This window comes from Streptomyces sp. CNS606, assembly GCF_000426325.1.
The window spans coordinates 438,811-457,088 of the sequence record NZ_KE384521.1; the positions used below are offsets into that span (position 1 = coordinate 438,811).

An 18,278-nucleotide genomic window follows, 5' to 3' on the forward strand; every position below is an offset into this window, starting at 1 on the left:
CGGGCGGCGTCGCCGCCCGAGGGGCCGGAAATGCCCGCTGTAAGTGTTGCGGACCGAGCCACACGCCGCGATTTACGCCCCGCCTACGGCTCATGGGGGAGGCTTTCGGGGAAACCCGATGAGCAGGAACGTCCGACTCGGCGATGTCGTGTACCTGAGGAGAGAGCTGTGAGCACCGAGAACGAGGGCGCCGCCGCCACGCCGGCGGAGGGGCCACCCACGCAGGACGCGGCCGCGCCCGGCACCCCGGCCGGTACCCCGGCGCCGGAGCCCTCGGCCGCCTCGGGTGCTTCCGCCGCCCCGGGCCCCGCTCCCGGCGAGGACGAGGACTTCGCGCTGGCCCGCCCCGACACCCCGGAGGCGCCCCCCGCCGGAACCGGCGCACCCGCCGAGCACACCACGCGCCTGCCGCGCATCGACCCCGACGCCCCTCCGCCGGCGTCGACGGCCGCTCCCGCCCCCGGCGGCACCCCGGCCGACCCGCTGTCCAAGGGGGCCCCGGCGCGCGACGCCGACACCACGCAGCTCCCGCCCGTCCCGCCCCACGCGGCTCCTCCGGCCGCGCCGGGCGCCGGTGCACCCGCCGCACACGCCGCGGCCGGCCACGGCACCCCGCCTCCGCCGCCCCCGCCGGGCGGTGGCTACGGCGGCAGCACCCCGCCCGGTCCGCCCGGACCGGCGGGCGCGGCAGGTTCCGGTCCCGGCGCTCACGGAGCCCACGGCGGGCCCGGCGGCCCGCAGGGCCCGTGGGGAGCACCCCCGGCCCCGCCGCCGCACGGCGGCAAGCGACGCGGCCCCGGCCTGGTGATCGCCGCCGTGCTGGCAGCCGCTCTCGTCGCGGGCGGCATCGGCGGCGGCATCGGCTTCTGGGCGGCGGAGAGCAGCGACAGCTCCCCGTCCTCCACCACCATCTCCGCCGAAGCCGGCTCGGAGAGCCGCGACCCCGACTCCGTCGCGGGCATCGCCCAGAAGACGCTGCCCAGCGTCGTCACCATCGAGACCTCCGGCGGCGGCGAGAGCGGCACCGGAACCGGCTTCGTCTTCGACGAACAGGGCCACATCCTCACCAACAACCACGTCGTCGCCAGCGCCGCCGACGGCGGACGCCTCACCGCCACCTTCTCCGACGGCAAGCAGTACGACGCCGAGATCGTCGGCCGTGCGGAGGGCTACGACATCGCGGTGATCAAACTCGAGGACGCGGGCGACCGCGAGCTCAACCCGCTGCCGCTCGGCAACTCCGAGAAGATCAAGGTCGGTGACACCACCCTCGCCATCGGTGCCCCGTACGGCCTCTCCGGAACCGTCACCACCGGCATCGTCAGCGCCAAGAACCGCCCCGTCGCCTCCAGCGACGGCCAGGGCAGCGAAGCGTCCTACATGAACGCCCTCCAGACCGACGCCTCCATCAACCCCGGCAATTCCGGCGGCCCGCTGCTCGACGGCAACGGCGCCGTGATCGGCGTCAACTCCGCGATCCAGTCCGGCGGTGGCGGCGGCCTGGGCAGCGGCTCGGCCGGCAGCATCGGCCTCGGCTTCGCCATCCCGATCGACCAGGCCGAACGCGTCGCCACCCAGCTGATCGAGACCGGCGTCCCCGTCTACCCGGTCATCGGCGTCCGCGTCGCCACCGGCCAGCAGGGCCAGGGCGCCGTCATCGCCGAACGCGTCAGCGACGGCGAACCCGTCACCCCCGACGGCCCCGCCGACAAGGCCGGCATCGAACCGGGAGACGTGATCACCAAGTTCGACGACACCCGGATCGACAGCAGCCCGACCCTCATCGCGACCATCTGGGCGCACGAGCCGGGCGAGACCGTCGAGATCACCTACGTCCGCGACGGCGAACGGCAGACCACGGACATCACGCTCGGGTCCCGCAAGGGCGACAGCTGATCGTCCCGCCCACCCGCGCCCCGGCCCGAACGGCTACGCTGTCCCGGTGCCGACGCCCCGGCGTCGGCACCGGGAGGTGTGCCCGAGCGGCCTAAGGGAACGGTCTTGAAAACCGTCGTGGCAGCGATGTCACCGTGGGTTCAAATCCCACCGCCTCCGCCCACGTAGTCAACAATGCAGGTCAGCAGGGGTGCCACCGGCCCGGTGGCACCCCTGCTGACCTGCATGCCTGCCTCACCTTGGGCTGCCGGTGTCCCGCCTGCGACCAGTGCTTGTGGGCCAGCTACGGGCCAGGATGGGCGCCGAGAGATGGATGCATGCATGTCGCAGGGGGTACGGGACGTCGGCCAGCGGCGTCCATCCCCTCCCCTGGCGCCGGTGTCTTCTTCCCGGCGGCATCCCAGATGGCGCAGTCGTCGGCGAGGGCTCGCGCGCCGAGTTGAGGGCCCGCGTCAACTCCCGTGCGAAGCAGGCGGGGTCGCGTTTCATCACCCGGGGCTCGAAGCCGAGGATCACCTCCGCGTCGGGGTCGTCCTCGACGGCGAACCGGACTCTCGAGCCGAGGGACGCGGGGAAGGCCGTGGTGGCCTCGAAGGGGTGGAGCAGCGCCGGGTGCACGCGGTCGGCGGCCCTCCCCGCCCACCGCCGGTGGCGGCCGGTGAGGAGGACGCGGGCCTTCGCGATCAGGGCGAGCAGCGTGCCGGCTCCGGAGGCGCTCCGTGAACGGACGTCGCATGCCCCACCCCGTTCGTCGTGTGTCGCCGCAGCGTAGGTCCGGCGGCGCGGCGGCGCGGTGGCGCGTGAGCGCGGGTACTCGGTCCGGCACGTCACCGGGCCGGACGCGCGGGTCACGAGGTGGAGTGGCCGCCCGGCCCGTCAGGGGGCGTCACTTGCGACGGCGCCGCCTGGACGACGTGATGGCGATAGCGATGATCATGGCGACGACGATCGGGATGATGATGTCCATCAGTCGGCTCCTCGGAGGGCGACGGCCGGGCGGTGAGTGCCTGGCCGTGGGGTCGGTCTTCTCAGGTCCGGCGCGGAAACGGAGTTCGGTTCGGCACCTGTGCGGTGTGGTACCCCGGGGCCGTGCCGGTGAACGCCGCAGGAAGTCGCAAGCGCGTGCCTACGAAAGGACTATGGACGACCGCCGGAAGTCGCGCGTCGTGTTGTGCTTCGACCTGGGCGCGCGGTGGCCGCGCTGCGCCGTCGCGAGGGGACGTCAGGTGTAGAGGGTGAGGTCGAAGAGGTCGTAGCCGCGGGAGGCGGGCCAGGACATGAGGAGCACGCAGAGGAGGAGCGGGAGGCCGGCCGCGACGCCGAAGGTGCGGCCGCGCCAGGGGCGGAGCCAGAGCAGGGCGACGGCGAGGGTCTGGAGGACGGCGACGCCCAGCCAGTACTGGACGTAGCCGAGACCGCCCTCGGCGCGCATGCGCTCGGTGATGAAGCCGGGGGCGGCCCCGGTGCCGTCGAGGAGGGCGAGGAGTGTGCCGCCCAGGAGGAACGGCACGAGGACGGTGACGCACAGCCCTGTCAGCCACAGGAAGAGGACGACGTCGCCGGAGCGCCCGCCGGGGGAGGGCCGTCGGCGCAGGCCCGGGTGCGTTCCGGGGATCGGGGCGAAGGGGACGGGGTCGCGTGGGGGTGCCGGGGTCGTCTCGCGGTTCCGCAGGCGTTTCACGCCGGAGACGATGAGCGCCCAGAGGGCACTGCTCAGCAGGCTGAGCAGAACCGACAGGACGGCGGCGCCTAAGGTCATGGACTCCCCCTCGTCGTCGGGAATCCGGCATGGGGGGAGTCGGGCGGGACCGCCGGGGTACTCAATCTGCCCTGGCCGGAAGGCGGTCAAACGGCCGCCGGGCAGGTGCGTGCAGGGGTGACGAACGGAGGCGAGTGCGGTGCAGGGGAAGGCGTTGGTACGGCGGCCGAGCGGACGTGTGGCGGAAGGGATCGTCACGCATCTCGAGCGCACGCCCGTGGATGCGGAACGGGCGGTGCGCCAGTGGGAGGGGTACGTCGCGGCGCTGCGGGAGAACGGCTGGGAGACGGTCGAGGTGCCGCCGGAGGAGGAGGCGCCGGACGGGGTGTTCGTGGAGGACGCCGTGGTCGTCTACCGGGACGTGGCGCTGCTCGCGCGTTCGGGAGCGGAGGAACGGCGTCGTGAGGTGCCGGGCTGCGAGGCGGTCGTCCGCGAACTGGGGTACGCGGTGCGGCGGGTGGAGGCGCCGGGGACGCTGGACGGCGGGGACGTGCTGAAGGTGGGCGACACCGTCTACGTCGGCCAGGGCGGTCGTACGAATGCCGAGGGCCTGCGGCAGTTGCGGGCGGCGTTCGAGCCGGCGGGCGCGCAGGTGTTCGGGGTGCCGGTGACGAGCGTGCTGCACCTGAAGTCGGCGGTGACGGCGCTGCCGGACGGCACGGTGATCGGGCACCCGGAGGCGGTGGACGCGCCGTCGGCGTTCCCGCGGTTCCGTGGGGTGCCGGAGCCGGAGGGGGCGCACGTGGTGCTGCTGGGCGGCAGCCGGCTGCTGATGTCGGCCGGTGCGCCGCGCAGCGCGGAACTGTTCGCGGAGATGGGGTACCAGCCGGTGCCGGTGGACATCGGGGAGTTCGAGAAGCTGGAGGGGTGCGTGACGTGCCTGTCGGTGCGGCTGCGGGAGGTCGGGCCCTGACTCCGGCCGCGCCGCCGGTGAAGCCGCCCGCCGCGTGAGACCCGTCCGTGCCGGCGGGACCGTGACGGCTCGGCCGTCCGTGCCGTTGCACCGGCAGGTGTCGGTGTCGAGGGAAGGCGGACGGGGTGGACGTGGAGCGGTCCCCGCGGGAGATCGCCGGGCTGATGGTGCTGACGTTCACCTCGGGGATGGTGGACGCGGTCGGTTTCATCGCGCTGGGGCGCGTCTTCTGCGCGCTCGCGACCGGGAACGTGCTGTTCCTCGGCCTGGCGGTGGCCGGTGAACCGCAGTTGGCGGTGAGCAACACGGCGACGGCGCTGGCGTCGTTCGCGACCGGGCTGGGCCTGGGGCACTTGCTGCTGAGCGGTATGGAGCGGCGCGGGCGCCGGTGGTTCCGCGGTGCGATCGGCGCGGAGGCGGTGGCGCTGACCGCGGCGTCGGCGCTCTCGTGGGGGCTGGCGGCCGAGGAGTCGGCGCAGCTGTCGGGCCGGCACTACGCGGTGGTGGCGCTGCTGGCGCTGGCCATGGGGGCGCGTGCGGCCACGGCGCAGCGGGTCGCCGTGCCGGGGATGTCGACGATCCTCGTCACCACTGCGCTGGCGCTGCTGTTCGGCCGCGCGCGCACGGCCGGTCCGGGTGCCACGCCGACGGTGCACCGGTGGCGTTACCTGTGTGCGGTGCTGAGCATCTTCGCGGGCGCGGCCTCGGGGACGCTGCTGCTGCACGTCGGGGTGACGGCGCCGTTGCTGGTGGCGGCGGTGCTGGCGGTGGTGGTCAGCCTGTTCGGCGGGCCGGGCACGGGACCCGGGCCTGGGCGCGTGCCGGAGGGGGGCCCGGGCGCCGGAGCCGCCCCGGGCCCCGACCGTGCGCGGGGCGCGTAGGGGTTTATCGGCGGATCGTCATTCTTGCGGGGGAATCGGCTGGTCGGGTGGGTTCGTGGGGTGTCGCACGGGCAGCATCGGGGCGCGACGTCGCAGTCCACCGAGACACCTGGTTCCTGGGAGGGAACAGACATGGCACGAATCCGTACCGCCCGCCTCATCGCCGCCGCGGCCTCCCTGCCGCTCGCGGTCACCCTGATGGGCGGTGTGGCACAGGCCGACAACGGTGCGAACACGATCGTCAACACGCAGGTCGGTTCGGGCAACCAGGCCAACAACGCCGGGGTGAACGGCCTCGGGCCGACCTGGATCGACCAGGACAACGTGTCCATCAACTTCTCCGAGCTCTGGTAGGCCGGGAGGCCGGGAGACCGGGTGCACCGCACCACCGCACCGGGGTCTTCCGGGGAGTGAAGGGGTAGTCGTCCGCCGCGCCCGCACCGTCGTGCACAGGACGGTGCGGGCGCGCGGATGTTCGTGCGCGTTCGCTTCGTGCGGGCGGGCGCGCCCGCGGTGGACGTACGGGCGGACGCGGGGGCGCGTGCGCGCGGAGGCGGGCGGTTGCTGCGATCGGATGAAGTATGCGGTGCCCTGAGCAGGTGCTCGGCATGTCGTGGGCCCCGCCGGGTAGTCCGGTCGTTCACTCGCCTCATGCGGCACAAAAAACACATGATGCGACGATTCGTTGTCTTCTTCTCCGCGTTCGCCTCCCTGCTGGTCGTCGGCCCGACGACACCGGCGCACGCGGACCAGGACCCGCGCCTCGGCGGCGCGCAGATCTTCACCGGGCGCGGTTTCGACACGTGCCAGGCGCCGTCCCTGGGCACCATGGCGGCCTGGACCGACTCGCCGTACCGGGCCGTCGGCGTCTACATCGGGGGCCGCGGCCGTGCCTGTCCGGACCAGCACCACCTCACCCCGGACTGGGTGCGCGGCGTGACGGACATGGGCTGGAACCTGCTCCCGCTGTACGTCGGCTCGCAGTCCCCGTGCGTGCACTCCGACCGCAAGCGCCGCTACGCCATCGACCCCGACCGTGCGTGGCGCATGGGCGTCGCGGAGGGCCGGGACGCCGTACGGCAGGCCGAGGAGCTGGGCATGCTGCCCGCGAGCCCGCTCTACCTCGACATGGAGGCGTACGACCGCAAGGACGCCCGCTGCGCCGACGTCACCCTCACCTTCGTGCAGGGCTGGAACCGCGAGGTGAGCCGGCACGGCTACCTGCCCGGCTTCTACAGCTCGGCCGGATCCGGTGTGACGCACCTCCAGCAGGCACGCGACGCGGGCGAGCGGGACCTGCCCGAGGTGATGTGGTTCGCACGCTGGAACGACCGCCCCGACGTCGCCCGCGAGCCCACGCTGTCCGCCGGCGACTGGCAGCCGCACCGCCGCATCCACCAGTACCGCGGCAACGTGAAGGAGACGCACGGCGGCCGCACGGTCAACATCGACCGCAACCTGGTCGACGCGCCGGTCGCCGTGATCGGCTAGCGTCGGCGTTCCCGCGTTCCGGCGCTGCTGCGCCCGCGTTCTTCCGCCCGCCGGGCGGCCCCGACGGGCCGCCCGGCGGACGCCGTAGCGGAGCCCGTACGGACACGGCGGCACCACCCGGCGGGTTGGAACCCTGACGCCCGGCGGACCGCCCTCCACCCCGGGGAGTGCTGCGGCCGTGCGGCGTACTCCCTGAGGGGGAGGGCGCTTCGGGACTTCCGGGCGATCCCCCGGCGCCGCCCCACTCCTAGCGTGGAGCCATGACCACGCCTGGGACCGTCCGGAGCGCGAGGCGCCCCGGCTCCGCCGCCGCCACGACCGTGACGCCGCCGACGTTCACGTCGTACGTGCGCAGCCGCGGTCCGGTGCTGCTGCGCACCGCGCGCTCGCTGACCTCCGACCCCTGTGACGCGGAGGACCTGCTCCAGACCGCGCTGACCAAGACCTATCTGGCGTGGGACCGCATCGAGGACCACCGTGCGCTGGACGGCTACGTGCGGCGCGCCCTGGTCAACACCCGCACCTCCGAGTGGCGCAAGCGCCGGGTCGAGACGTTCGCCGTCGACGAGCTGCCCGAGCCGGAGCCCGTGCCCGGCCCCGACCCGGCCGAACAGCAGGCCGTCCGCGACGCGATGTGGCGCGCGGTGTGCGCGCTGCCCGCGCGGCAGCGCGCGATGGTCGTGCTGCGCTACTACGAGGACCTGAGCGAGGCGCAGACCGCCCGCGTGCTCGGGGTGTCGGTCGGCACGGTCAAGAGCGCGGTGTCCCGGGCCCTGGCCAAACTCCGTGAGGACCCCCGGCTCGCCGCCGACATCCACGGCGAGCCCTCGCCGACCCCGGCCGCGACCCCGACCCCGGCTGCGGTCCCCATCCCGTCCCCGGCCACGGAGCGCGCCGCGGCGTGACCGAGGCCGGCCCCGGTGGGGGCCGGTGGCAGGAAGCGGGGTGGCGGGGGTCGACATACCGAGCGGTATGCGGCCAGAATCGCAGCACCATTACCCGGCCGTAACTCGGGGAGGCACCCGGTGCTGAGCACGATGCAGGACGTACCGCTGACCGTCACGCGCATCCTGCGCCACGGCGCGACCGTCCACGGAAGGTCTGAAGTCGTCACGTGGACCGGGGAGGGCGAGCCGCACAGGCGGTCGTTCGCCGAGATCGGGGAGCGGAGCGCGCAGCTGGCGCACGCGCTGCGGGACGACCTGGGCGTCGGCCGCGGGGACCGCGTGGCCACGCTCATGTGGAACAACGCCGAGCACGTCGAGGCGTACTTCGCCGCCCCCTGCATGGGCGCCGTGCTGCACACGCTGAACCTGCGCCTGCCCTCCGAGCAGCTGGTGTGGATCGTCGGGCACGCGGCCGACCGGGTCGTGCTGGTCAACGGCACGCTGCTGCCGCTGCTCGCCCCGCTGCTGCCGCGGCTGGAGACCGTCGAGCACGTGGTCGTCGTCGGGCCCGGCGACACGTCCGTGCTGGACGGCTGCCGGCCGGCCGTGCACGCGTACGAGGACCTGCTCGCCGGCAAGCCGACCACGTACGACTGGCCGGAGCTGGACGAGCGTGAGGCCGCCGCGATGTGCTACACGTCGGGCACCACCGGGGACCCGAAGGGCGTCGTCTACTCGCACCGTTCCATCTACCTGCACGCGATGCAGGTCAACCTGGCGGAGTCGATGGGCCTCACGGACGCCGACATCACGCTGCCGGTGGTGCCGATGTTCCACGTGAACGCGTGGGGGCTGCCGCACGCGGTGTTCATGACCGGCGTCGGCATGCTGATGCCCGACCGCTTCCTCCAGCCCGCGCCGCTCGCGGAGATGATCGAGACCGTACGGCCCACGCACGCCGCCGCGGTGCCGACGATCTGGCAGGGGCTGCTCGCGGAACTCGCCCAGAAGGCGCGTGACATCACCTCGCTCCGGACCGTCACCATCGGCGGCTCGGCCTGCCCGCCCGCGATGATGCGTGCCTTCGAGGACCAGTACGGCATCCGCGTCTGCCACGCCTGGGGCATGACGGAGACCTCGCCGCTGGGCAGTCTCGCCCACCCGCCGGGCGGGCTGACGCCCGAGGAGGAGTGGCCGTACCGCATCTCGCAGGGCCGCTTCCCGGCCGGCGTCGAGGCACGACTGGTGGGCCCCGACGGCGACTTCAAGCCGTGGGACGGCGAGTCGGCCGGTGAGCTGGAGGTGCGCGGGCCGTGGATCGCCGGGGCGTACTACGGGGGCGCGGACGGCGAGCCCGAGCGCCCCGAGGACAAGTTCAGCCCCGACGGGTGGCTGCGCACCGGTGACGTCGGGGTGATCACGCCCGACGGCTACCTGACGCTGACCGACCGGGCGAAGGACGTCATCAAGTCGGGCGGCGAATGGATCTCCTCCGTGGAGCTGGAGAACCACCTGATGGCGCACGACGCGGTCGCCGAGGCGGCGGTCGTGGCCGTGCCGGACGAACGGTGGGGCGAACGCCCGCTGGCCGTGGTGGTGCTCGCGGAGGGCGGCGCCGACGTGACGTACGACGAGCTGCGGGCCTTCCTCGCGGACCGGATCGCGCGGTGGCAGCTGCCGGAGAGGTGGACGCAGATCGGCGAGGTGCCGAAGACGAGCGTGGGGAAGTTCGACAAGAAGGTGCTGCGCGCGCAGTACGCGGCGCGCGAGCTGGAGATCACGACGGTCGGCGCGTAGGCGCACGGACGGGCGCCGGGCCGGTGGAGGCGGCGGCGGGCGTGGTGTGTCGGGCCGGGTCCTCGCGCCGCGTGCCCCCGCCGCCTCGTGGCCGCCCGCCGTCAGCGGCGAGGGCGAGGGGTGGCGCGCACCCACCCCTCGCCGCCACGGCGATGCCGTCGGCACCGGTTCCGGGAGGCCGCGTGCGCCGATGCCCGGTGCCGGCAGGTGCGGTGACGTGGGCTGCGGCGACGCACGCGCCGCAGCCCACACGACGGAGGGTGCCCCGAACCCGTGCGGGCGCTGTCGGTCGTCGGAGCGCCGCCCTCGGCAGGGATCAGTGGGCGCCGATCTTGGTGAGGAGGTCGACGATGCGGGACTGGACCTCGTCGCTGGTGGAGCGTTCGGCGAGGAACAGCAGGTTCTCGCCGGAGGCGAGGTGCGGCAGTCCCGCCGGGGTGATGCCCGACGAGGTGTAGACGACGAACGGGGTGCGGTGCAGCAGCCCGCTCACCCGCAGCCAGTCGATGATCCCGGCCCGCCGGCGACGTACCTGCATCAGATCCATCACCACGAGGTTGGGCTGCATCTGCGCCGCGACGTTGACGGCGTCCGCGTCCGAGGGGGCGTGCGCGATCTGCATGCCGCGCCGTTCCAGGGACTGCGCGAGCGCGCGGGCGACGACCTCGTTCTCCTCCACGAGCAGTACCCGGGGCGGGTGCTGCTCGCTGTCGCGGGGGGCGAGTGCCTTGAGCAGCACGGCCGGGTCGGCGCCGTACGCCGCGTCGCGGGTCGCCTGGCCGAGCCCCGCGGTCACGAGCACGGGTACTTCGGCGGCGACGGCGGCCTGCCGCAACGACTGGAGCGCCGTGCGCGTGATGGGACCGGTGAGGGGGTCGACGAACAGCGCGGCGGGGTAGGCCGCGATCTGGGCGTCCACCTCCTCGCGGGAGTTGACGATGACCGGCCGGTAGCCGCGGTCGGACAGCGCCTGCTGCGTGGAGACGTCCGGCTCGGGCCAGACCAGCAGCCGCCGCGGGTTGTCCAGCGGTTCGGGCGGCAGCTCGTCGTCGACGGCCCGCAGCGGCATCGTCATGCCGCCGCCGTCGGTGATCTCGACGGCGCCGTTCGGGCCGTCCAGCGGTTCGGGGCCCTCGGCGGCTCCTGCTTCCGGTGCTCCTATGGCGAACTCGCGTCCCTGCCCCTGGGGCCGGCCCGCCTGACCGGGTGCCGCGTCGCCCTCGCGGGTGGCCAGTTTGCGCCGCCTCCCGGAGCCCGTCGCCTGCGCGGGAGTGGAGGGGGTGGACGGGATGGCCGGGGCGGGAGACGGCGGTGCCTCGGCGTGGCCTGCGGCCTGCCCGTTTCCGTGCTCCGCGATGCGCTGGGCGAACGGCACCCCCTGCCCGAGGGTGCGCACGCTGATGCCGCCGCCGGTCTGCTCGGCGGCGTGGGCGTCCTGGCCGCCTCCGGGCATGGGGAGGCCGGGCCGGCGGGCCGGGCGGTTCGCCGCTTCGGGGGTGTGGCCGCCGCCCAGTATCGGGCTGGCCGCGACCCGGGAGTGGTCGGCGCGCTGCGCGGCCCGTGCCTCCTCCGCGGCCGGTGCCCGCCCCGCTGCGGCGGAGGCGTGGTCGGCGACGGCGCCGGGACCGTTGCCGGGAGGGTGGAAGCCGTTGCCGGTGCCCGTGCCTTTCGACGTGGGCTGGGCGGGGGCGCGGTCCGCCTCGGCCGGCGGCAGCGCGAACGGCTCGTGCGAGGGCGCCTGCCCGGCGGCCTGCTCCGCGGCGCGTGCGCGGGCCGCGGCGAGGCGGCGGGCGCGGCGGCCGCCCTCGGCGGCGCCGGCCGGCACGTGCTCCGGCAGGGCCTCCTCCGGTACCGCGTGGGGAGCCGGCTCGCCGCCGGGCCCGGACGCGGGAGGTGCGGGGCGGCGCCCGCGGCGCCCGGTGCCGGGCGGGATCTGGTGCGGGACGGTGCCGCCGTCCGCTGCGGCCGTCTGCTGCGGCGGGGCCGGGGAGGGCGCGGCAGGGGGGAGGGCCGGCATGCTTCCCGGCGCCCGCTGACCCGCCGGTACGTGCGTCGCCGCGGCAGCCTCGTTGCCGTTCCCCGACGGGCCGTTCCCCGACGGGCCGTTCCCGGACGGGGTGGCCAGCGTGCGGCGGGCCCGGCGGCCGGTGCCCTGCGGGGGCGTACCGCCCCCCTGGCCACCGGCCTGGCCGCCACCCGGCGGCTGCGCCGGTGCGGGGCCTGCGGGGCCGGGCAGCGCGGGCAGCGCGCCGGCCGGTGAGGGGCCTGCGGCCGCCGGGGGCGCTGGGGGCGCCGGGGCGCCGGGCGGCGGCTGCGGGGCCTCGGGGTGGTCGGCGCGTGCGCGCCGGCGGCGCCCGGTGGGCGCCGGACCCTCTCCCCCGGGTGGGGTCCCGCCCTGCTGTTCCGGAACGTACGGGCCGCCCTGCGCGGGGACGCCGCCCCGCTCCGCCGGGGGCGCCGTCTGCGGTGGCTCGGGGGTACGGGCGGCCGGTACCGCGGCGTGCGGCGCCGCCTCGGTGCCGCGCATGGGCTGGGCCGGGACGGGCATCACGGTGGTCTCGTTGTCCGTCTGCCCGGTCTGTGTCACGCCGCTCGCGGCCGCCCCGTCGGTCCCCGCACCCGGGACCCCGGCACCGGCCGTGCCCGGGGCACCGGCCGCGCCGGCACCGAGCGCTCCGGCGGTGCCGAACCCGGCGCCGGCCGAACCGTCCGAGCCGCCCGAGCCGTCCGTACCCGTGTCCGTGTCCGTGCTCGCGCCTGCGCCGGCCGCTCCGCTGCCGCCGGTGGCCGCGCACGGCACCTCCAGCACGTATGCGCTGCCGCCCGCGCCCGGCACCTCGTGCGTCTGCAGCACGCCGCCGTGCCGCCGCACGATCCCGCTGACGACGGGCTGGTGCACCGGGCTGCCGCCCGGGTGCGGTCCGCGCACCTCGATGCGCACGACCTCGCCGCGCTGTGCGGCCGCGACCACGATCGTGGAGTCGCCGGTCGGCGGCGTCAGCGACTGGTTGCCGGTGGCGTCCACCCCGGCCACGTCCGCGATCAGGTGCGCCAGCGCGGTGGAGAGCCGCGCCGCGTCGACCTCGGCCTCGATCGGCGGGGCGTGCACGGCGAACTGCGCGCGCCCCGGGCCGATCAGCTCGACCGCGCCGTCCACGCCCGCGGCCACGACGGTGTCCAGCGAGACGCGTGCGGTGCTCAGCTTCTCCCTGCCGGTCTGCAGGCGCTGGAAGGCGAGCACGTTGTCGACCAGCGTGGTCATGCGCGCGTAGCCGGCGGAAAGGTGGTGCAGGATCTGGTTGGCCTCCGGCCACAGCTGGCCGGCGGGGTCGGCGGCGAGGCCGCCGAGTTCGTCGCGGAGCTGGTCCAGCGGCCCGCGCAGCGCCTCGTCGAGCACGGCGCGCAGCTGCTCGTGCCGCTCCCGCAGGGCGACGTACGGGCGCCGGTCGGTGAAGGTCAGCACCGCGCCGACGAGCTGGTCGCCGTCGCGTACCGGTGCCGTCGTCATGTCGACGGGCACCGGGCTGCCGTCCTTCGCCCAGAGCACCTGCGCCGCGCGGACGCGGTGCTTGCGGCCGGAGCGCAGCGTGTCGGCGAGCGGGGTCTCCTCGTAGGGCAGCGTCGAGCCGTCCGGGCGGGAGTGGTGCACCAGCGGGTGGAGTTCGTGGCCGCCGAGGTCGCCCGCGCGGTAGCCGAGGATCTGCGCGGCCGCCGGGTTGACCAGGACGACACGGCCCGAGGTGTCCACGCCGACGACGCCCTCGGAGGCGGCGCGCAGGATCATCTCGGTCTGCCGCTGCTGCCGGGCGAGCTCGGCCTCGGTGTCCAGGGTGCCGGTGAGGTCGCGGACGACGAGCATCAGCAGTTCGTCGCCGGTGTAGTGCGCGTTGCGCCCGCCGCCGGTGCCGTGGTCGGACCAGGCGGCCTCGAAGGAGGAGGCGTAGGTGCTGCGGCCGTCCTCCAGGTTGGCGCTGGTCACCTCGACCGGGAACTCGCTGCCGTCGGTGCGGCGCGCGGTCATGCGCGTCGGCTTGGTCCGGGCCTCGCCCTCGTCCTCGCCCGGCCGGCGCATCGATCCGGGGATGCGGTTGGGGTCGAACTCCGGGAGGAGGTCGAGCAGCCCGCGGCCCACCAGTGCCGTCCCCGGGGCCTCCAGGGCCTCCAGGGCGATCTTGTTCGCGTTGACGACGGTGCCGTTGCAGTTCACCAGGAGCAGTGCATCGGGCAGCGCGTCGAGTATGGCGGCGAGACGAGCAGCGCCTCGGGGTGGCCTGCTGCTCACGACGGTGCTTCCTCCCTGTTGCCGCTGGTACCGGAGGCGGGGCCGAACGGCCCGCTCGAGGCCGTCAGTCTGCCCGCAGTCCCCGGGGCGTCACTAGAGGCAGAGTCTACGGGGACCGGCGCCCCCTCAGGCGGCGGATGCGCGGGGGCGCCGGGTGGGAAGCGTGAGCGTGAGGTCAACACCTGCCGGTGAAACCCCAGTTGGGACGACGGACCGGATGGTCAGTCCAGCGCGGGAAGGGCGGGGACGAGCCGGTCCCAGCGGGACATCTCACATCCGTTGCTGCGGTCGAACCGGGCATCCACCGGCTTACCGTGCCAAACACCCTTGATCCGGGCGTGAGCAGGGCCGCCGTGCACCATCGTGCACACCGCCTCGGACGGTACGGGGGCGAACGGCCCGGCGGCCGGTGCGCGGAGGGCGCGCTGTGCGTCGCCCGCCCGGCCGACCGGTCCCTCCGGGGCGCGGCCGGCCGTACGCGCGGCGGAGACGGCGGCGTCCAGCGCCTCGCAGGCGGCCTGCGCCCGAGGGTGGGTGCCGCCCGCGGGGTGGCAGAAGAGGGAGCGCGTGCCGTCGTGCCGTGCGTCGCCGGTGCCGGAGACGGTGATGCTCAGGTAGTCGGCCTGCGCCGGGGGCATGGCCGAGAAGCCGGTCTCCTGCGGCGCGGCGGCGGAGGCGGCTCCCGCTCCGAGCAGGGTGGTCAGTACGGCCGCGGCGCCGGCGAGCGCGGCCAGAGTGGGGGCGGTACGGCGAGGCATGGCGGGACTCCCGGGACGTGCGTGCGCGCACACGGGTGCGTGCGCGAGGCGGGCGGAGGGACGGCCCGGGCGTGCGGGGGCCGGAGCACCCGTCGGCCGGACCGCCATGTCCGTCTCTTCCCGGTTCAACGCGGATCGCCCCGTCGAGTGGCGGCATCTCGCTCAGGTGGCGGGCAACGTCACGCTCCGACCTGGGGCAAAGGCTTTGCCCGGCAGCCCCCGGGCCTAGTACCGTGGAGGGCGATTGGTGAGCGCGGCCCCGGCTGTGTCATCATCTGCACGCATACCCCGACCACCGTGTGTGGGTCACGGGTGTGTCTGGAGGCTTCGCCTAGTCTGGTCTATGGCGCCGCACTGCTAATGCGGTTTGGGTCTTAAAGCCCATCGAGGGTTCAAATCCCTCAGCCTCCGCTCGATCCGCAGCGATCACGAAGAGCCCCGGCGACCGCCGGGGCTTCTGCGTTTCCGGGGCCGGGGAGAACGGCGCCCGAGAGGTGCCCTGGAAGGCTGTTTTCGCAGGTCGGCAGGGGTGCGGTAATCGGATTTCGCCTGGCGGCGCCGGTCATGTAATGTTGTCCCCGCAACGCCGACCGGCACGGAAGAGGCCGGACGTCAAGCGCTCGTAGCTTAACGGATAGAGCATCTGACTACGGATCAGAAGGTTGCAGGTTCGAATCCTGCCGAGCGCGCCCAGGTCAAAGCCCCCTCGGGATCATCCCTGAGGGGGCTTTGTGGTGCCGTACAGCAGCGAAGTACAGCAACCGCGTCAGCCGGCACCACCCATCGCGTCCGACAGCTCGCCGAGCGCGGCCCGAACCTCCTCGTCACTCGCCGCCGCGTAGACCTCCATCGTCATCGCGATCTGCGAGTGCCGCAGGATGCGCTGCGCGATCTTCGGGTGCACCTTCAGGGCGACGAGGAGAGAACTGCAGGTGTGCCGGGTGTTCCGCAACGGGATCACCCGAATGCCGGCACGACGAGCCCGCAGCGCGAACATCCGAGTCAGGTTGCCCGGCTCGATGGCGGTGCCGTACTTGGTCGTGAAGACCAGGCCGCGGTCGTCCTGCCAGCGTTCCCCGGCCGCCTTCCGGTCCCCGTCCTGCTGAGCCCGACGCATCCGCAACGCCTTGAGGCACAGGGCGGGAAGCGGCAGGAAGTCTTCGGATTCCTCCGTCTTCGTCTCCCGATGAAGGATCTGACGGCCCGCTCGTTGGATCTGGTGATCCACGTACAACTCGCCCGCCTCGAAGTCGATGGACTTCCAGGTCAGCCCCAGCACCTCACCACGACGGAGACCGAGGGAGAGCACCAGGACCCAGGCGGCGAACAGGTTGTCGTCACGAGCCGCAGCGTCCGTCAGGAACTGGCCGGCCTCAGCCACGGACCAGGGTTTGATCCGGCGACGCCGAGGCTTTGGCACCTTCACCAGCGAGGCGACGTTCTTCGTGATCTCCTCTTCCGTAACCGCATGCGTCAGTGCGGCGCGCAGAGCATCGCGGGCAGCCTGGATCACCCGACGAGAGGTGTACGACTCGCAGCATTCGTCCACCGCACAGCAACGCTGCCGAGCGGCCGGGCGCCTGGCGTCCTTGCCCTGAGCACAGCACTGGCAGGTGCTCGCCAGATTGGTCAGCCACTCGCGGACGTCACGCACCGCGAGCTTGTCGAGTCGCTTGGTGCCGAGGTGCGGCACGATGTAGAGCCGGACGTACCCCTCGTACGACACGTACGAGAGAGGCGCGAGGTTCGGCTTCACGATCGACTCGAGCCAGTACGACAGGAAGGCCGCAACCGTCCTGTGTCGGGTAGCCACCGGTCCCTGCTTTGCCTCAGCGTGGAGCTTGATCCACTTATCGTGCACTTCCTCGCGGGTCTTCCCGTAGACGTACTTCCGTGCCCGCTTGCCGTCCGGCTTCGTGACCCAGGCGTACGCGGCGTAGCCGGTCCGGTACGGGTAGATCGAACCTTCGCCGTTGCTCCGCTTGCCACTCATGCCGCCCACCCGCCAGCTTCCGAGGCGACGCGATTCACGTACTCGTCGACCCAAGCCGGGAGGATGCGACGAGCGCGGCCGACCTTGACAGAGCGGATCTCACCCGTGAGAACGAGCATCTTCGTCTTCGAGAGGCCGAATCCGAGCATCTCGGCAACCTCGGCGGTGGTGTGCCACTTCCGTTCGATCACGGCGGCGGTCATGAAACATCTCCTTCCTGTGCGCGTAGGTCTTGCAGGGCTTCGCGTGCTGTTTCGCGGTGGGTTCGGATGTCGTTGGCGATGCCGGCGGCGAGGGCGGATTCGCCGGGGGTGTGGCCGTGCCCGGCGTACTGCCAGTCGGCGAGGACGAGGACGGTGTCCGGCTCCAGGTCCTCGATGCCGAGTGCGGCGAACTGTTCGGCGGCGCGGTAGTCGGCACGCTCGCCCCGGAGGGCGCCGAGGGTGGTGGAGTAGCGGCGTGACTTGGTGGAGAAGTGGCCGCGGAAGCCGAGCATGTGGGCCCAGGCCCATAGCCGCCGGTCCGGGTAGAGGGGGTCGAGGTCCTTGCAGGCTCGGATGAGGCGGCGGGTGTGCTCGGGCACCTGGTGGTGGTCGAGTTCGGCGAGTTCGCCGATGCGGCGGTCGAGGGTGCCGGTGGTCTCGGCGGCTTTGGTGGCGTACTTGGCGACGTAGGAGGCGACCGCCTGCTCGGTGAGTTCCGAGCCGTCCCCGAACGCCTTGACCGGTCGGACGTCCAGTTGTGTCCCCCACCGCAGGGTTCGGGCGGGGTGCCCGTCGGCGGCGGGGACGGTGACGGAGGTGTAGCCGTGCGCAGTAGCGGCGCGGATGGCATCGGTCAGCAGCTCGACCGTGGCCCACGAGGGCGGCGGGTCTTCCGGGCCGTCGGGTCCGTCGAGGCGGATCACGGCGTGGAAGTGGATGGCGCCGCGCTTCTGGAATTCGGCGACCTTGGCGTAGGAGATCCGGCACTCCTCTTTGAGTGCGCGTTGAGTGAGGCCGGCGCGGGCGGCGATCTCGCGGCGGAGCCGTTTGGCGAAGCGGTCCCAGAGCTGTCCGGCGTGGTTGTTGAACAGCACAGCCCCGGCGTAGTCGTACGACTCCGGGTCGAGTGGCGTGCCCAGGGTGTCGGAGTCGGCGGGGTGGTGCGTGCCGCAGCGGCAGCGGCCGGAGTCGGGCCGGTTGTGTACCGGGCCGAACGAGGGCGCGGTGAGGGTGGCGAAGACGCGCGGGCGGTCCCGCACGGTGGCGGGGACGTCCCGGCGGTCATCCCCGGCGAGTCCGGCGCGGATGAGGTGCCAGGTGTCCCCGGCGTAGGTGTGGGCGCAGGAGGGGCAGCGTGAGGCGCGGCGGTTGCCGCAGGCGACGCGGAGACGGCCGCCGGGCTCGTGCTCGGTGGAGTAGCGGTGCAGCGTCTCGCCGCTGGTGCGGTCTTTGGTGAGGGTCCAGCCGGTGAGGTGGATGGGGTTGGTGCAGCCGCCGGTGCGGCGGATCTGTTCTTGCCAGCGGTCGAAGCCGGGGGACCCGGCCACCCTCAGCGCGTCGGCGAGGGTGACCGCGTCCATGCCCCGGGCCGCCGGTGTGGCGGTGCGGGTCACGCCGCCACCTCCCAACCGATCAGG

Annotated in this window: 13 protein-coding genes and 3 tRNA genes; 10 read left to right on the forward strand and 6 right to left on the reverse strand. The window is 73.8% G+C overall.

Annotation, left to right across the window (positions count from 1 at the left end; all coding sequences use genetic code 11):
- The first annotated feature begins 168 nt into the window (after nt 1-168).
- The gene (locus K304_RS0122640; protein WP_027765581.1) at nt 169-1,896 is read left to right on the forward strand and encodes a trypsin-like peptidase domain-containing protein; all 1,728 of its coding nucleotides are present in this window, start codon (nt 169-171) and stop codon (nt 1,894-1,896) included.
- 72 nt (nt 1,897-1,968) lie between these two features.
- Nucleotides 1,969-2,055, forward strand: a tRNA-Ser gene (locus K304_RS0122645).
- 1,063 nt (nt 2,056-3,118) lie between these two features.
- Here K304_RS0122645 and K304_RS0122660 read toward each other — a convergent pair.
- On the reverse strand, nt 3,119-3,655 hold the full coding sequence (locus K304_RS0122660) for a hypothetical protein (protein ID WP_027765583.1): 537 nt from the start codon (nt 3,653-3,655) through the stop codon (nt 3,119-3,121).
- A 139-nt stretch (nt 3,656-3,794) separates the two neighbouring features.
- On the opposite strand from K304_RS0122660, the gene ddaH reads away from it, so the two are divergent.
- The 6 genes from ddaH (at nt 3,795) to K304_RS0122690 (ending at nt 9,624) form a co-directional block, all read left to right on the forward strand.
- Complete coding sequence (gene ddaH / locus K304_RS0122665; protein ID WP_027765584.1) at nt 3,795-4,568, forward strand: dimethylargininase; 774 nt, start codon at nt 3,795-3,797, stop codon at nt 4,566-4,568.
- 125 nt (nt 4,569-4,693) lie between these two features.
- Nucleotides 4,694-5,449, forward strand: coding sequence for a YoaK family protein (locus tag K304_RS30735; protein ID WP_051308728.1), 756 nt, complete (start codon nt 4,694-4,696; stop codon nt 5,447-5,449).
- Nucleotides 5,450-5,581: 132 nt separating this feature from the next.
- Nucleotides 5,582-5,803 carry a hypothetical protein gene (locus K304_RS0122675; RefSeq protein ID WP_027765585.1) on the forward strand — a complete coding sequence of 74 codons (222 nt, stop codon included), beginning with the start codon at nt 5,582-5,584 and terminating at the stop codon, nt 5,801-5,803.
- A 315-nt stretch (nt 5,804-6,118) separates the two neighbouring features.
- Complete coding sequence (locus tag K304_RS0122680; RefSeq protein ID WP_311672696.1) at nt 6,119-6,940, forward strand: DUF1906 domain-containing protein; 822 nt, start codon at nt 6,119-6,121, stop codon at nt 6,938-6,940.
- 260 nt (nt 6,941-7,200) lie between these two features.
- Nucleotides 7,201-7,845: a SigE family RNA polymerase sigma factor gene (locus tag K304_RS30740; protein ID WP_078529553.1), complete on the forward strand. Its 645-nt coding sequence runs from the start codon at nt 7,201-7,203 to the stop codon at nt 7,843-7,845.
- A gap of 120 nt (nt 7,846-7,965) precedes the next feature.
- Nucleotides 7,966-9,624, forward strand: a complete 1,659-nt coding sequence (locus tag K304_RS0122690) for a long-chain fatty acid--CoA ligase (protein WP_027765587.1) — start codon at nt 7,966-7,968, stop codon at nt 9,622-9,624.
- A 316-nt stretch (nt 9,625-9,940) separates the two neighbouring features.
- On the opposite strand, the gene K304_RS0122695 is transcribed toward K304_RS0122690, so the two are convergent.
- Both K304_RS0122695 and K304_RS0122700 read right to left on the reverse strand, forming a co-directional pair.
- Nucleotides 9,941-13,906, reverse strand: coding sequence for a PAS domain-containing protein (locus K304_RS0122695; RefSeq protein WP_027765588.1), 3,966 nt, complete (start codon nt 13,904-13,906; stop codon nt 9,941-9,943).
- Nucleotides 13,907-14,127: 221 nt separating this feature from the next.
- Entirely contained in the window at nt 14,128-14,664 is a 537-nt protein-coding gene (locus K304_RS0122700; RefSeq protein ID WP_037791489.1) for an SSI family serine proteinase inhibitor, read from the reverse strand.
- A 320-nt stretch (nt 14,665-14,984) separates the two neighbouring features.
- On the opposite strand from K304_RS0122700, the gene K304_RS0122705 reads away from it, so the two are divergent.
- Both K304_RS0122705 and K304_RS0122710 read left to right on the forward strand, forming a co-directional pair.
- A tRNA-Ser gene (locus tag K304_RS0122705) sits at nt 14,985-15,075 on the forward strand.
- A gap of 205 nt (nt 15,076-15,280) precedes the next feature.
- A tRNA-Arg gene (locus K304_RS0122710) sits at nt 15,281-15,353 on the forward strand.
- Nucleotides 15,354-15,430: 77 nt separating this feature from the next.
- Here K304_RS0122710 and K304_RS0122715 read toward each other — a convergent pair.
- The 3 genes from K304_RS0122715 to repSA are packed head-to-tail and all read right to left on the reverse strand — an operon-like array spanning nt 15,431 to nt 18,221.
- Nucleotides 15,431-16,657 (reverse strand): site-specific integrase, encoded by a 1,227-nt coding sequence (locus K304_RS0122715; RefSeq protein WP_037791756.1) that lies wholly within the window; start codon nt 16,655-16,657, stop codon nt 15,431-15,433.
- Entirely contained in the window at nt 16,654-16,860 is a 207-nt protein-coding gene (locus K304_RS0122720) for an excisionase family DNA-binding protein (RefSeq protein WP_027765591.1), read from the reverse strand. The genes K304_RS0122715 and K304_RS0122720 overlap by 4 nt, the downstream gene beginning before the upstream one ends.
- Entirely contained in the window at nt 16,857-18,221 is a 1,365-nt protein-coding gene (gene repSA, locus K304_RS0122725) for a replication initiator protein RepSA (protein ID WP_051308801.1), read from the reverse strand. Before repSA ends, K304_RS0122720 begins: the two co-directional genes overlap by 4 nt.
- Between the last annotated feature and the right edge of the window lie 57 nt (nt 18,222-18,278).